The organism is Ensifer sp. ENS10, assembly GCF_014852025.1.
In the GTDB taxonomy this organism is placed as follows: domain Bacteria; phylum Pseudomonadota; class Alphaproteobacteria; order Rhizobiales; family Rhizobiaceae; genus Ensifer.
Genome location: NZ_JACVAS010000003.1, coordinates 281158 through 297392 on the forward strand (window position 1 = coordinate 281158; position 16235 = coordinate 297392).

At 58.4% G+C, this 16235-nt stretch carries 7 protein-coding genes and 1 pseudogene; 3 read left to right on the top strand and 5 right to left on the bottom strand.

The features are described 5' to 3' along the window. Positions 1-74 precede the first annotated feature (74 nt). The 5 genes from IB265_RS14595 to IB265_RS14615 are packed head-to-tail and all read right to left on the bottom strand — an operon-like array spanning position 75 to position 11361. Positions 75-632 carry a phospholipase D-like domain-containing protein gene (locus tag IB265_RS14595; protein ID WP_309140336.1) on the bottom strand — a complete coding sequence of 186 codons (558 nt, stop codon included), beginning with the start codon at positions 630-632 and terminating at the stop codon, positions 75-77. After that, complete coding sequence (locus tag IB265_RS14600; RefSeq protein WP_210334496.1) at positions 629-2845, bottom strand: hypothetical protein; 2217 nt, start codon at positions 2843-2845, stop codon at positions 629-631. The genes IB265_RS14595 and IB265_RS14600 overlap by 4 nt, the downstream gene beginning before the upstream one ends. 1 nt (position 2846) lies before the next feature. Beyond that, positions 2847-7166, bottom strand: a complete 4320-nt coding sequence (locus IB265_RS14605) for a DEAD/DEAH box helicase family protein (protein ID WP_192494863.1) — start codon at positions 7164-7166, stop codon at positions 2847-2849. Then, positions 7163-9922: a hypothetical protein gene (locus IB265_RS14610; protein WP_192371196.1), complete on the bottom strand. Its 2760-nt coding sequence runs from the start codon at positions 9920-9922 to the stop codon at positions 7163-7165. Before IB265_RS14610 ends, IB265_RS14605 begins: the two co-directional genes overlap by 4 nt. Further along, positions 9919-11361, bottom strand: coding sequence for an N-6 DNA methylase (locus IB265_RS14615; protein ID WP_246805942.1), 1443 nt, complete (start codon positions 11359-11361; stop codon positions 9919-9921). The genes IB265_RS14610 and IB265_RS14615 overlap by 4 nt, the downstream gene beginning before the upstream one ends. 637 nt (positions 11362-11998) lie before the next feature. On the opposite strand from IB265_RS14615, the gene IB265_RS14620 reads away from it, so the two are divergent. The 3 genes and pseudogenes from IB265_RS14620 to IB265_RS36725 form a co-directional block, all read left to right on the top strand. Further along, positions 11999-14275: a TM0106 family RecB-like putative nuclease gene (locus tag IB265_RS14620; protein ID WP_246805943.1), complete on the top strand. Its 2277-nt coding sequence runs from the start codon at positions 11999-12001 to the stop codon at positions 14273-14275. Positions 14276-14331: 56 nt separating this feature from the next. Then, a complete protein-coding gene (locus IB265_RS36720) occupies positions 14332-15363 on the top strand; it encodes a DEAD/DEAH box helicase (protein WP_246805944.1) in 1032 nt (343 codons plus the stop codon). A gap of 208 nt (positions 15364-15571) precedes the next feature. Beyond that, positions 15572-15829 (top strand): annotated as a pseudogene (locus tag IB265_RS36725) (type I restriction enzyme HsdR N-terminal domain-containing protein); the annotation flags it as partial. Between the last annotated feature and the right edge of the window lie 406 nt (positions 15830-16235).

A 16235-nucleotide genomic window follows, 5' to 3' on the forward strand; every position in this document is an offset into this window, starting at 1 on the left:
TAATGCATCCTTTGCGAGTCCCCGATGGCCAAGGGTCGTCAAGGTCGTCGGGATCGGCCGCCGAGCGAGTACGGCTACCTCGGGATCGCACCGTCCAAGTCGAACGTAGCGAGCACCGCATTTACCAACGTCGATATCGACGCGACAACCGGACCTTCTACCATGAGGCCACATTCGAGGTTTAGTCCCTTTGAGCGGTTCAAAAGGTTGGCCGAACCCACGTATGCATCGCTTCCGTCGGCCAGAACTATTTTGGAATGGAAGGTCTCATCTGTGTCGCCGTCACCGTAGATCAGTACGCGCGTTGCCGCCTTTCGCAAAGCTACCTCGTCCACGCCTGGCTTTGACAATTGATCTACCGACTGGAGAATGAGGATACGCTCTGTGGCAACCGCGTTTTCGAACATGTCGAGAGCCCAAGCGCAGCCCACGGCGTCGATATACGGGGTCATGACGACCAGCCTGTGCTGGGCTTTGCGCGCAAGATGGCGAAAGGCATCGGCGGTTTCGGTCTGAGCGAAAAGACGTGCCGCCGGTGTCGCGTCAAGAACGCTCCCGATGCGGCTCGGGGCTGGCGGCATTGTGACGACGAATCGCGCTCTTCCTTCTTGCGCCATTGATATCGGCTTCACGCGTCGAGCTCCCGCTCGAAGTACCCGACGATATCCGCGGAGTCGCGGAGTTCCCACTCTGGAGCCGGTCCGCCCTTGAGCACAGAGCGGGACAACAGAAGGTTTGACGCCGCGCACGACACCTCGCCGACCATGATGCATGCAGGGCACGCTCCCCCGCGACTATCGCACAAACTTCCCGAACCGCAGCGCAGCGTTCGCTGGTCAATCGATCGGCGTAGGAACTCCATCGCGTGATTTCTCCACATCGCGGAGATGTTCCCCAGATCGGGTGTCATGCCTTTCCGGTAGATGGTGAAAGCAAGGTCGGCGGGAAAAATGTATTCGCCGATGCCGTCGCGATCCAGGCCGGAAGCATCAGCGAGCGAATGGATGAGCTGGTGCGATAACGAATGCAACAGCATATAGATGAAAGGCGCCAGGTTCCGGGGCATTCCCTGTCGCTCTTTATCCTTGTAGTCGTCGAGAAACTGTCCGAAGTCCTGGTACCGCTCAAGGTATGCTTGGGAGAGGCCGACTTCGTCCGGCGGCATGTCAGTGATGCCGTTCCTTTTTAGCCACCGCCTCACCCTGCCCTCCTCGAGCTTGATGTAGAGCGCCTCGTTTTTCTGCTGAGTAACGTAGATCGGGCGCTGGTGGTTCTTCATCTCGTCGAATGCGACGAGCCTCACCGGCATCGCGACTTTCCGGTTCTGCGTCTCCCTGTGGTAGACGGGCGTCGCCGACACACGCGAGAAGCCGAAGCTGTACTCGCAGATCGGAAGACCGCGTACCAGGACCATCTTCCCGATACCAGTGCATTGAAGCACTTTCTGGACGCCCCTCTTATACTTTTCCAAATCGGCAGCGATGCCCGCATTTTCGAACAAGGGTAGGTCCGGATTGACGACATCAACCGCCGTGTGGCGAGGCCCCTGCATTCCGGCGTTGATATGTTCTTCGACGAACGCCGCATGCTCTACAGTGAGGCGGATGGGATCGAACTTTCGGGCCCAAGCCCCGCGCGAACGGACCGCAGCGTCGATGGCGGGACTGGACAGCTCTCCACGGGCAATTAGACCCTCGGCGAACCAGCTTTCACGCATTTTGTCCATGTCCGACTTGAGTCCGCTGGCGTCCTGTCCCTGTGCTACTCGTTTGAGATACCAGTTCCTGTACGTGACGAAATCGTCCCATTCCGCGGATCTGCCAACCGCGGCGAGCGCGGCTTCTATTTCGAGGTCGGACGGCTCCCTGTATGGAATAGAATGGATCTCAGCCAGGCGTTTAAGTAGGTCCTCTCGGCGCCCCGGGGCCATCAGCTCGACGACGGTCGCTTCACGCAACTCGATGAAACTCGCCCTCTGAGGATAAAACGCGCTGCTTGCCCGGTAGGAAACCGGGAGCATGTCGACTTCTATCCACTCGAACTTACGGCCGCCAGGCTTCTCCTGATCAAGTCTAAGTTTTCTGAGTACGTTGGGTTCCGCTTTTTTAAGGTCGCGCGTGGTCTCGCATTCTTCGCACTGAAACCGCCATTCGGAGAAGACCGGCGGCTTGTTCTTCAGCTTGAACTGGGTCCAGCCACAGGTACAGTTCTGGATCAGCTTAACGTCCTGTGTCTTGTCGTCGAACGTATAGTTGAAAGGATTCAGCGGCTCGACAGTGCCGTACCAATGAGCATACACGACGTCCACCTGGGACCATCGGGCGTCGTGACCGTTGCACTTTTGGGGCAGTCCACGCTTCGCTTGATCGGCAACGCTCTTGAACTCGCGCAGACTCTGGCAGACCCCGCATTGGTAAAGCAATGGGTAGGGCACGTATCCGACGACCGTAGGCTGGTTCATGGCGAAGCGGGTCGGATCTATCGTAACGTCGCCGGTGCGATGGTCGTAGAAGGGATCGTCTAGTATGAACTCCTCTGGCGCGTCGGGACATGCATCGAGAGCTCGCTGTCGCCAGCTCTGGGCAAACTCCTTGATCCCTTCAAAAATCGTCTGAGTGACGTTCGCCGGAAGTCCGTTCGGGAATTCGCGGGGGATTGGAACGGCCTTGCAGATGCCTTTGCCGCCCTCCCAAGTCATCAAGACGCCAGGTGCGTACGCCGTCGCTATCTGCGAACGCGAACGCTGCATCTTGGGCGGCTCTGGCCTTTTATCTTCGCCGTCGTTATCGGCCGCTCCACGACGGCCATATCCGCCACGCTCGAACTTCGTTGTTCCAAATGCCATATCAGACCTCCCCGCGGTCATCAGCGTCGGTTTCGGCGCTATCACCTCTCTGGTGACGAATAGATTTCATGACCTTGGCGACGTCAGACATATCGACGCTCAGCGTTCGATCTCGCGAGCCTCGGAAATAGTCCGCCGCGGTAATGAAGCCGGCCTCGTCGACGTCCCTCAACGACGTCATAGGTTTTTTTAGACGAGCGGCCTGGTCCCAATAGTTCCGCAGCCTGATTTCGATTTCCAGGTTTCGCATGCTAATCCCGAATTCCTGGGCGGACTTGTCCGTCATGCTCTTATAGAAATTTCGATAAGGAGGGCTGCCAAAGGCATCGTCGCCGCGCCCATCAGCGCCCATCGCGTCGAGCATGAAGCCTCCAAGATCGTTCGCGAATGCGAGAAGATCGCGTTTCGCGAGGTAACCTAGCCGTGTCGTGAATTCGTAGGATTGGAGATCGAACTTCCGCTCGTCGGGGAGCCGTAAGAAGTTTTGCCCGTCCTTCAGCATCGCCCACGTCTGGACGTAGGAAGCGGTGACGCGATCGATCGCCGTTTCCGCCCAGCGCTCCACGGCAGGCGGCGAAATCATCCGCTCCAGGAACCGGTGGAAAATGTCGTGCGTCTCTATGACATATCGATCTCGTCGGCTCTGGGGCGTTGGTAAAAGCATCACAAAGCCGACGTGCGTCCGTCCGACACGACTGGACGCCTGGATGTACTCTGCAACGTCCGACGGCAGGCCGGCGAAAAACATCGAATTGAAACGGTCGACGTCGACACCATGGCTGATCGCCGAAGTGGCGACGATACTTCGCAACGTTTCCCCGATGTCAGGATAACCGGTGGCCCCGAACGGGGTTTCGGCTTCTGTCATCACTCGCTGGATCTCCTGCATATCGACTCCACCGGAGATCAACCGGCTGATGAACTTGCCGTGGGGAAGTCCCGCCGTCCGATGCTTTTCTGCGACCGCCGAATGCAATGCGTCGATAACCTGGTCTCCGCCCTTTTTGTTCGTGACATAGGTCAAGGAGATGCGATGAAGGTCGACCAGCGCCATTATTTCGTCCAGCCTTCTCTCGGCGACCGCTCGGTCGATCGCCGCTTGACGCCAATCGCCGCCATCCGCTCGCGTCACGGCGGCCTTGATTTCAGCGACTGCTCCACCGGAGGTGGTTGGGTTGAGCAGTGAGGCCCAAAGGCGCGAGACAATCGTGTGGAACGAGCTCAGGACGCCTACGGTCGTCACGGTATGAGTTGCGTCGTTCGTCATCAAGGATACGTAAAGTCTCATCCAGGGTGACGTCGCTTCCGGTGCGCGCGACCGCTCGAGTTCCGCGGCTCTACGAACCCGCTCCGCATTCGCTTTCGGCGGCAGCGCGGGATCGGCAAAGAACGAATGGTAGATGTCAGGTCCTGGATACGGAAAACGCAGTGGTTTGCGCTGATAGAGCACCTTCAGCTGACGATCGGGATCGCTGATCGTCGCGGTTGCCGCGATGATCTTGGGAAGCCGGGGCATTTCAGCCCCGTGGGCGTCTTTATACCGGCTGGCGTGGATCGCTGCTCCAGCCATCCCGTCGATCGTGCTGAAAGTCTTTTCCAGGAGCGTGTCAAAGAGGCCGCTAAAGGTCCCGAGGCTGTCTTCCAGTAGATGGGCTTCGTCCTGGATGATAAGGGACGGGAACGGATCGAAAAATACCTTCTGCCCTTCAGCGTACGAGGGAGAGACACCCCGCATGCCGAACGCAAGCGGTCCCTTCTGAATATCTTCCAGTTTGCGCGGGCTTCTAAGATGCCCAGTAGCATCGACCCATCGCGCGAGACCGAACATCCCGAGGATTTCGGTGATCGTGGAGGTGCTCTGTCCCAGCATCGCCAGCTTATCGACAGTGCCGAGGATGATCGCCGGCGCGCGCTGGTAGATCGTGTCGTCGGTCAGCAGGAACGGAAGGGGTGTGATCTCGCCGTGGGCGACGTTCCATTCGCATTGCGCATTGAAACAGATGATTGCGGCGCGCTCGGCATTGGCCGCCGCGGGCGTGTAACGTCGAAGCCCGGTCGCATTGCCGCAACAGGGACATTGCGCAACCTTGTTATAAGCCGACAGGGTTTCCCGATAGCGATTGGCACGTTTGTCTTTGCCGGTATCGGGATCGAACGCGCTGTCGTCAGGATGCTCGCTTAGGTAAGGCAGATCCGGCTTCAACTCATTGTATCGGTTCGGAGTATTAGAGGAGCCCACCCAGAACCCGATTTCGATGGGCCACTTGCCCGCCTTCTTTTCTTTGCGCACGATCTCTGCCCACACGATGAGGCGGAGAAGCCGCTGGGCCTGCTGCAAGGTCAAAAGCCGAAGCGGATAGCGGATCATGGCGGTGATCCCACGGTCCTTCCCGCGGAGACGATCCAAAAAAATGGCGAAAGCTAGTGCGCCGTAGAATGCCTCCGACTTGCCGCCACCGGTCGGAAAGTAGAGAAGACTCGCGCTCATCTCGTCCCGCTCGGAGTCAAATTCGTGCGAGTACTCCTCCATGCGCGAGGCGAAGGTCGGCACATGAGCAAGGATGAAGGCAAGCTGAAACAGTCGCCATTTGCGTTTCGGATCGCGATCACGCCGCGCAAATGCTGCGTTCGTCAGGAGCCAGGCGTCCCAGGGCGCGGCCGCTCTTTGCAGACGCGCCCGCTCCGATATCGAAGCACTGGGTAGGGATAATGAAGCTGCCCGCGCTTGGATCAGTATCCTGACACCGCGTTCGATATGGCTAGCCTCGCTGCGCTGACCGGCGATATCTTCCTCGAAACGCTTTCGTTCGCGGGCCGCTTCGTCCGCCGGCAGATTAGCGACCACCTTCTCGCTAAGCGTCGCAACCTGCTCGTCGATCCAGAGCCGGTATTGTTCCGGTAGAGCCAGCAGTTTTGAAACATCATGGTCTGTGGACAATGCACTGAAACGGCACTCGACGTCGGGTATGTCGCGCGGCACGATGCGGGGCTGTGTGAACCGCGGCGCCCAGGTCGTTGAGAGTTCGAAGTTCTCACCCGCATCGCCGCACTCGACCCCGCAGTTGAGCCCGATGGCGGGATAAGTGAGAAAGTCGCGGAAGCGGTATGAGGGCTCCACACGATCGAGGTTTACCGGGCGATGGTCGGCCTTCGAGACCTGGACTTTCAACTCTGTCCCAAACAGGACGTTGCACTTGATGGCAGCGTCTTGCGGTGTGAGCTCCTGGCACGAGTTGTCCAGGCTCACCCTAATCGATGCACGCGAGGGATCCATGAAATCGCGCTGCCGTTCGACCTTGAACGCGAGCCCGGTGAAATCCGGAAGTATCTTCTTGTCCGGATCTTCCTTGCGCAACGACTCCAAGAAAATGTCCCAGGTGCCCGCACTACGAGCTTCGGCGGGATGGACCATGCGGTTGCGCCAAGCCCACTGCTCAGCGTCTTTACCGTTCAACCACTCGCTCAGCTGGGCCGCTATCGCCGCGCGCAGCTCGGACGAATACTCTTCACAGCGCTTCTTCAGCGCCTCGCCGGAAAGCGATGAAGGCCAGTCCAGCCTTGGCAGGTCTAAGTCGATCCTCTTCCATTTCGCGGGTATGGGCGCCGGCGAAAGATGCTGGTCAGGAATTGACCGGCCCTCTGTGACGAGCTTTCCAAGCTCGGGCGAAGCGGCAGTCTCTTCACCTTCTCCGGCATCGCCGTCGGTGGCCGTAGCGGACGGTGGCTCCTCCTTTCCGAAGCTTGCGATATCCGATTTCTTCAACTCAATGCCGTATTCGCCATACACGCTGCGCCGAAGTTCGTCCTGTATCTCCCGTCTGCGGCGGAAGAGTTCAGTCTTCTGTTCGGGGTCAAGCGTATCCAATTCGGCGGGCGCGAGGTTTTCCTTTTCGTATAGCGCCTTCCGTCGTTCTTTTATCTTGTCGTCGATTTCCTGCTTTTTATCCTTGGAGATCTTGAAGTCGATCTCAATTCCGTACCGACCGCTGGATATTTCCTCCCACGTCGGCAGGACGCGAACATAAACCGAGCAGCGCGGCATCGCCCTAATAGGGGACTGCGCGTCGTTGGCCACATTGAAGTCCATGCCGAAAGCGGCGATCTTGATGTCGGAAGTGTCGTCCACGTTGGCACGTGACATGCGTGGAAGGAGCTGTCCTGAGAAGACTGCGCGCCGCGGCGACTTACCGTATGCATAGCGGCCGATTTCATCGGTTCCGCTCGCGCGCTTCGTCACCATGTTCACGAGCGCGTCGCAGACGGCTTCCTTTAGCTCCACGTCGATGTTCGCAAGTTCAGCGGAAGTCTTTGGCTGGATCATGACTTGAACCTTCTGATGGAACGAACGGCCAAAACATGCTCTTCCGCGAGATGCTGGAGCCTCTTGATCTCGGAGGCACGCTTTGCGTCGCCCGCGAACGCCGCCGCCGCGTGTGGATCTGTAAGAATGTTGCGATAGGCATCGTGGAAAGCCATGCCTGCGCGCATCCGGTTATTTCTCTGGGCTTTCACCCCGAGGTGCCAGAAGCGGTTCGCCAGATTCGCTCCGATGCCCAGCGCGTTTGTGAACTTGATAAACGTGTCATGATCGCGTGGTGCCTGGGTCACCACTTCGTGGAGGGGGGCCTGCAACTGTTTGTCCAGGTGAACCCAGTAACGGACGCGCTGCAATTCGAGGTCCGGAACGCCGATTCGCTCGACCAGTGTCCGGAGCTTGTCTGTGTCATTGAAGCCGGAGATTTTCTGGAAACGGCTGACTACATCGACGTGGTATTCCCTGATCGCCTCTGTGGCGTTTGCAGGTACGCTCAGGAGCACTCGGGCACGGTCAATAAAGCCGGAACTGATGACGCAGAGTTCGTCGTGTTCCTTCACCTCCCGCGCGTCGACCTGTCTAAAGGATTCCAGCGATCTGGATCTGTCCAGCCGCACGAGACCGGTTCCCGGTCTGGCGATCATTCGCTGACCTCCCTCCATCGCAAACTCGATCAGTTCGACCCCCGAGCTTCCCAAAGCGCCGGAAAGATCAATGACACTTTCCGTTGGAAACTGGAGTTCTTGTGGTGGAGGCGGAGTCTCCGTCACTTTGATTTGGAAAGTGCCCAGTCCTCCGAGCTCCTCGGACGACCCGCTACCGTACTTTCTCAGGCGCGACGCAATCTCTTGCTCCTCAACCTGATCTGCGAGGCGTAACGCGTCTCTTGAGGAGAACCGTAAGGTGTCGCCGTCGGCCACCACGAAGACCTGACTGGGAAGCCATGATCTTGCGAAAAACGTCAGAACGCCATCCCGCGGCGGGGCCACCAGATAAATACGTTTGAACTTGTTCCTCTCGTTCACGGGCAATGCTGCGATCTCGGTGAGGCCGCCGGGACCTGAGAAGACGATCATTTCGTTGTCCAACCTGGTCTGCAGGCCCTGAATTCTGCAGACCAGATCTGCCATTGCGAACTCAGCGAGCGGCTGCGACCGGAACATGAAAAGAGCCTTGGAAGAGGCCCCAAGTATGCTCGTAACGATCGCCTCCAGGAGATGCGACATAGGAGTTGCGCGGACCAGTCTCGCGGCCGCTTCTTCCGCTTCGCGGAGCGCTGTCGCAAGTTCTGCTCCTCCAATCTGGTACGCTGGATTGGAAGGGTCTCTGAGGAACTGAACCGCTTGGGTGATCCTGTAGCTCGCCATCAGGTCCGCCGCATCGGCGTTACCCTGCTTCGCGACGGTGTAGTTGCTGAGGGAAGCTAGCGATCCGGGAAGCGACGCATTGCGGCGAAGCTTGAAAACGATGTCGTCAATAGCGGCGGCTGCGGCTACGTCGCCGGAACGAGATACCATGCGCGCTATGGCGCGAAGATCGTCCCCGACTTTCGCGCCGGGGCCGTTGAACCCCTTGACCTCGACCCGCTCGCACCCCGACCACGAGGGCGGAGCCGTCTCTGTCTGGAGGATAGAGGACGACATTGCGGTAATCGTCTTAGACTTCGCTGGACGCGGCTTCCCTTTGCCGAGCTCCGGCGCACTCCTGAATATTTCAAACCGTGCCTTGTCAAACGCCCAGGGATCTTCAGTTATTGCTATGATGCCCGCCTTGGGGAACGCTTTACGCATCGACTTGAAGGTGCGCGTCGCACGCTCGACCCATTCGTCTCCCAGGCGGCCGCGGCCAGTCCGGGTCAGATCGAAAACGATCAGGTCGAGCGGGCCATGGACTTTGTGCAGAGATGCCTCATCGCCCTTTCTGAGACCAAAGAGGAAATAACTCGCCTCGCGTCCGTTGTCCGCGTGACGACTGACCGTGTTGTGTTCTTTGAGGTCGGTCCGGGAACTCGTTCGCCAAAGCAGGGTTCCATTGGGATGTGCGATGCCTTCGCAGTTTCCGTGCGGCAGGATCTCATCCAAGGTCGGGTGTTCGAACTCGGGACGGCATGTCCCATCCCTTCCCCTGCCAGAGAGCGTTCCCACGCGGCTGAGAATTTGATGGTAATCCTTGAGCGCTCGGTCGCCGCCATGCCCGTTGGTATGTCTTGCAAGATGATCGACATGGGTCCGGCGCAGGTAGTCGCGGGCGATCTGCACCTCTCTCGCCAGCTCGTGGGTTGTCCTGGCGTATGGATAAATTAGGGCCTTGAATCCACTGGGACGCTCAAAGGTTCGAACCCGGCTATCATATTTCTCGATCGAAGTCTCCGGCGCAACCGCTACATCTGCCAGCGCCAATAGGGAAGTGATCGCTGAAAGACAGAGGTCGCGTGCGGGCCACGTGAGGAGGACGGTAGGTTCCCCGCTGTTCATCGTGCCGATCACGGCGCGCAAGATTTGCATGTAGACAGCCGAAATCGGCAGTTCGTCTTCGCCGATGAGTCTGAACGGGATCTTCTCCAAAGCGGAAATCCAGGCGCCTTCGTCTCGGGCGCCCTCGAGCTCCTCGGTCTGCCCGCTGTGCGACCCGGCGACAAGCTTGGCCGCGCGTGCAGCCACAAGCTCTCCCCTTCGCCTGAGCTGGTCGCTTTGCTGTTTCAGCCGGTCAGCAAGATCCGAGCCTGGGGCTCGGCCGTATCCCGGTCTTTCTCTTTGGCTCATGATGCCTCCGAAATTGCGCCCGCGCCCTGCTCATAAGCTATCAGTGCGGCCCGTTCGGGGTCAGAAACGCGCTTAAGTGCGGCCGCGAATGCAATCGGGCGCGGCAGATCGAGTTGCCTGAGCAGCTTGACCGATATCGTCGCAGTTCCAGAGACGGCGCGGTAACGGTCATCAACCGCCTTCGTGTTAAGAAGCATTAGTAGAAGATTGAGCTGTCGCTCATCCGTGCCCGACACCACGATCGTATGGTTTTCTGAGACGAAGCCTTTCCAAGGGTCGACCGACGCCTTGTCCACCGCCGCCGCGACGATGCGCCGGTTCTGGCTGCTGTTGGTAGTTCTCTGAACGACAAGCGCGTGGTCCTTGACAAGCGCCGCGCTGCCTTCGGGTACGCGGACGAAATCCACGCCGTTTCCTCTTCGGTTCGTTGGCACGCAGGGTTGTCCGGGACGTACGTTCTTCGCCCATATCAGCGGGACCGCACCGGGCTCGTCCGCACAACAGAATTTATCTCGCTCTCGGTTCCAAACGAAGTAACCCGCCTTCGCGGACGCTCCATACTCTGCGAGCGTGGCCCCTCCAATTTTATCAGCGAGATCCGAGGGCGCGAGCCATGGCTTCGACGGGTCGGCAGGCAGGCATCCGGTTGGTACCGGTTGAACGATGCCACTTTCCGTGAACGAAGGAAACTTCGCCGCAAGCACCGGGCGGTGTGGCTCCCCTTTCCGGACCAACAGCACGCTGACGTCCTGGGCAACGTCCACGAAAACGTCATCACGACTGATCAGCTTTCCGAGGGTCAGGATTTGCCCTTGGCTCGCGATGTGCGCCCGCATCTTGTCATAGAGAGGACCGCTTCTGAAACTTGAGGGAATGACCAGCGCAACAAGTCCTCCCGGTTTAGCTACGCGGAGACACCATTCCGTGAACACCGCATACTTGTTGACGTGACCCGGATGCGAAACCTTCCGCCAATCGTCTCCTCCCAGGACTTGTGGCGTGATCCGGCCGTAAGGAGGATTCGCGATCACCAACTTGTACGAGGCCAGCGGATCGGTGTGCAGGGCGTCGGCGACACGGACAATCTTCCGCTCGCCGAACCCGTCGGTATGGGTGCCGATCAAAGACTCGGATATCTGCGCCAAGCACGGGTCAATTTCGATACCATTGAGCCGGTAAGCGATATCTCGTGGTCGAGCGCCAGCGGCGCGCATCCTTTCCGCAATGAGGGAAAGGAAAGCGGCTCCTCCGGCGGCGGGATCGAGGACGTCGTCGCGCCTCAGGTCGAAGCCGTGTTCAACCGCCATATCTATGACGGCATCCGCTAGGTAGGGGGGGGTGAAGTAGGCCGCCTGCGCCTTGCGAGCCTCCGGGGAAATCATAAGGGTATAGAGAGTTCCGACCCAGTAGTTGCGATCGTTGCGCGAGAGAGCGTCCAACCGCTGGCTAAACTCCCTAACCGACTTACTCTCGTATGGCTGGAGGTCGAGGCATACCCCGGCTAAGTCGAGGTCTGCCGGAACGATCTCCCGTAACGTGCGCGCTGCTGCCTTGGCTAGTGTCAGCAGCGGTAACCGCCCATGCTCAACAATCAAAATTCTCCCCCCTTGCGACGCCATCAGCTCAACGAGCTGCCGACGGACACAACGCTGCCTATCCGCGATGCGCTGCTCAACTACAAATATAGCGCAGGCATCTCAAACAAGAGCTTAACGTGTGCACGCGAAGCGCCGCGAGGACCCAAGCGGGTCGCTCGTCGTCCACCTCGGAGCTTAGTGCCCACGCGGGTACAATCAAAAATTTCGGAATTTCTTCGCTTCCCCCAAAGCCCTCAACCTAGCGCTAATGCAGGCCCTGAACGTTTTCAACTAGACGTTGGTATAGGTTTCAATGGAAGCCCCGGGGTGCAACAAACTGCGCACTCAGCCATTTTCCCGCATTGAAGTCTCAATCTCAACTTTACGAAGCGGCAATGGCCGCTTGCCACAGCTGGAACCAGTACGCCTCCACTGCAGCGGGTTCGCAAGGCGAACTCGAACATTAGACATCGCGCACGATAACTCTTATGGTTGAAACATGCAGCGAATCGGCACCCAACTCATCCTTAGCGCGCATGACCTGATCGGCCATCTTAACTGCCGCCATCTAACAGAACTGGATTTGCAGGTCGCTGCGGGTACACTCGCAAAGCCTGCTCGATGGGACCCTTTGCTTGAGATCCTGCAGCAGCGCGGGTTGCAACATGAAGATGAGTTCCTTGAGCACCTGAAGCAGCAGGGACTGGAAGTAACCTCGATCCCCGGCATCGAAGTCAGCGACGATACCGTTGGTGCAACGTTGCAAGCGATGCGGTCCGGCCGATCGATCATTGTCCAGGCGGCGCTCCGGGACGGCCGTTGGATTGGACGCGCCGATGTTCTGCGGAGAGTGGAACAGCCGAGCGATCTCGGATCATGGTCGTATGAGGTCGTCGACACGAAGCTGGCCCGCGAAACCAAAGCCGGGACGGTGCTCCAGCTCAGTCTTTACGCCGAGTTACTTCGCGCCATGCAAGGTATCGCGCCGGAGAACGTATACGTCGTAGCGCCTTGGTCTGACTTCGTGCCTCAAACCTTCCGTGTTGCGGACTATGCCGCGTACTTCAGGAAGGCACGACAGGCGGCCGAGAAGGCTACCAGCGCAACTCCGGATAAACACGACCCTGAACCGAATGGGCACTGCGACGTATGTCGGTGGGCCGATGCGTGCGACGCTCGCTGGCGGAAGGACGATCACCTCTCGCTTGTCGCGAACATTTCCAAAACGCAAATTGCGGAGTTGCGCGCGCATGGCGTGTCTACGGCCGCGGCTTTTGCAGCCCTCCCCTCGCCATTTCCATGGAAGCCGGTCCGCGGTTCGGCCGCGAGCTTCGAGAAGGCCAGGGCACAGGCGCATATCCAAGTGAGCGCGCGTGAAGCGGGTGAACTGAGATGCGAAATTCTGGAGGTGGTGGCGGATACGGGTCTCTGTCGTCTCCCCGAACCGTCAGCCGGGGATATCTTCTTCGATATCGAAGGCGATCCGTTCGTTGGCGAGCATGGACTCGAATATCTGTTCGGATACCATTACCGCAACGAAGAGGGCGACATTGTCCGGATCGCCGACTGGGCGTTTGACCGAGGCACGGAAAAAGCAGTCTTCGAGCGGTTCATGGATTTCGTGACCGCGCGCCGCACGCTGTTTCCGGATTTGCACATCTACCACTATGCGCCCTACGAACCGGGGACATTGAAGCGATTGATGGGGCGATATGCTACGCGTGAAGGCGAAGTAGACAAACTGCTCCGAGGCAATATTCTGGTCGATCTCTATGCCGTCGTCCGCAACGCAGTGCGAGCAAGCGTTGAGAGTTACTCAATAAAGAGGCTCGAAGCTTTCTACGGTTTCGCCCGCAACATGCCTTTAAGGAAAGCGAACGTCGCGCTATCCGCGCTCCAGGTTGCGTTACAAGTCAATGACGTTGTCTCGGTATCCGACGAGATAAAGGCGGTCGTATCGGCCTACAACGATGACGATTGCCGATCAACCGAAGCGCTGCGCACCTGGCTTGAGCAGCTGCGCGCAGATGCCATCGCGTCGGGTGCGTTAATCAGTCGCCCCGCGCCTGAAGGAGAGGAACCGAGCGAGGACATCTCGGAGCGGCAGGCACGCGTCGAAGCTCTCATCGAAAAACTCACATACAATGTCCCGGTTGAGCCGGCGGAAAGGGACGCGGCCGAGCAAGCAAAATGGATACTTGCCCACAGTCTTGACTGGCACCGACGCGAAGCCAAGACGAGTTGGTGGGAGTATTTTCGGCTCTGCGATCTGCCGGCCGAAGAACTCCTCGACGAGAAGGCAGGCTTGGGCGGGCTGCGGTTCCTGGAGACGGTAGCACAGACAAAGACCGGCATTCCGACGGACCGATATGAATTCGACATTCAGGACACCGACATCCGCGAGGACGACGATCTCCGCGCTGCCGGTGGCGAAGCGTTCGGCAAGGTCGTGACGATCTCGCACGACGGCCAGCAGGTCGAGATCAAGAAGACCAGGAGGACGGCGGCCCTTCACCCGGAGGGCGTATTTTCCCACACGCACATCGCCACTCCAGAGCAAGAGAACTCCCTGTTCCGCCTTGGGGAATACGTAAACGAGAACGGCATCGCGGGAGACGGTCAATATCAGGCAGCCCGTGATCTCCTAATGCGGGTACCGCCACGCGTTGCAGAGCCACTTCGTTTGGGTGGCGAAAACACATTGGCCAGCGCAATCAGGATTGCTCCGCTGCTACAAAGCGGTGTCCTTCCCATCCAGGGGCCGCCCGGCACCTGATGAGAGCGGGAAAGAAGGTTGGAATCACGGCCAATAGCCACAAGGTCATCCGGAATTTGATCGACAAGACAATTGGGGTGGCTAAGGAGAGCGGCACCAAGATTTCCGCTGGCCAGAAGCTCTCCACGAAAGTGGAAGACACGGAAGATATCGAAATCTACCTCGACAACGCCGAGGCCGTGTCGGCGATCAAATGTGGACAAGTGCAGTTGCTCGGAGGAACGGCATTCTTCTGGGCCCGCGAGGACGTGGCGGATAGCGTCGACGTGCTAATCGTGGACGAGGCAGCGCAGATTTCGCTAGCCAATGTGTTGGCTGTCTCCCAAGCCGGGCCCGCCCTCGTCCTTCTCGGCGACCCACGGCAACTGGAGCAACCTGCCCAGGGCTCCCACCCGGACGGAACGGATGTTTCCGCACTCGACCACCTCTTGGGCGGGCAGAAGACGATCTTGCCGGAGCAAGGGTTGTTCCTTGAAGAGACGTGGCGGCTCCACCCAGACATTACCGCGTTCAACTCGGAACTGTTTTACGAGGACAAGCTTCAGTCCGAAGTCGGCTGCCGCGCCCAAGCAACGGCGTCGACTGGGCCTTTTACGGGGACGGGTTTGCATTACGTGCCGGTTCCTCATCTCGGTAACCAGTCGCGCTCCCTCGAAGAGGCCGCCGCGGTCGAGCGCATCGTGAAAGTGCTGCTGAATTCCGGGATGCGCTGGACCGACCGAAAGGGCGTATCCAGGCCGCTGGCCCTCGATGACATTATTATAATCGCGCCCTACAACGCTCACGTCTTCGAGATTCAGAAACGCATTCCCGATGCCCACGTCGGAACCGTCGACAAATTTCAAGGGCAAGAGGCGCCGATCGCCATCTACTCGATGGCCACATCCAGTCACGCGGACGCACCACGCGGTATGGAGTTCCTCTACAGCTCCAACCGACTCAACGTGGCCATCAGCCGCGCGAAGTGTATGGCCATCCTTGTCGCTTCACCGGAGTTGTTCGAAGCCGAATGCAAAACGCCCCGCCAAATGCAACTCGCGAATGCTTTCTGCAGATATTTGGAAATGGCGAAGACCGTGACGCTATAGCGAGGCCGGCGCTTCAAGGAGCGAAAAGAGGGTAGTCCTAGAAGCCTCCTCGGGGGCTATTCTTGGTCAAGCTTAAGCGCTTTAGCGTCGGCTTGACGTAAGGAAGGCAATCGGCAACTTTAACTAGAAGACAACCGTTGGGGACTGATGTCTACAATCGAAGAGAGTCTGCGCCATATCTGAGCGCGTCAAATCGCATTCCAGCACAATGGCGACTGAAGAGGCGGTGAAAACCGCTGTAGTCCTGCCCTTCCTTCGGTCGCTAGGCTATGAGGTTTTCGATCCAACCGAGGTCATCCCCGAATTCACCGCAGACGCTGTTGGCAAAAAGGGGGAAAAGGTCGACTACGCGATCAAGATCGACGGCGAAATCCGGATCTTGATCGAGTGCAAACCGATATCGGTTACGCTGGAGAAAAAACACCTGGATCAACTCTATCGGTACTTCAGCGTGACTAACGCGAGGTTCGCCATTCTGACGAACGGCCGAACCTTCAACTTCTATACCGACCTGGAGGCCCCCAACAAACTCGATGCCCGGCCGTTCTTTGTCTTCGATGTGTCTGACTTCAACTCCGGAATCGTCGCCGAACTTCGAAAGTTTGAAAAAGCGGCTATTCGGATTTTCGTGTGGAATCCCGATTCGTCGGCTCACGAAAACCAGACAGCGTGTTCGCGCCCTGATTGTTTAATTGATTTTCGCCGGCGTTTGACGGCGACCAAGTTTCCGCGGTCTCATAGAAGCATTGGCTCGATCATGTTTCCTTGCAGACCATCTCCATTCCATATCGCTGCTCAGACGAGGACCGCGCGTTTCTCGGCGACCTTCGTCGGGTGCAGTCGGCTGCGATCCGAACGGCCTATGCGAATGG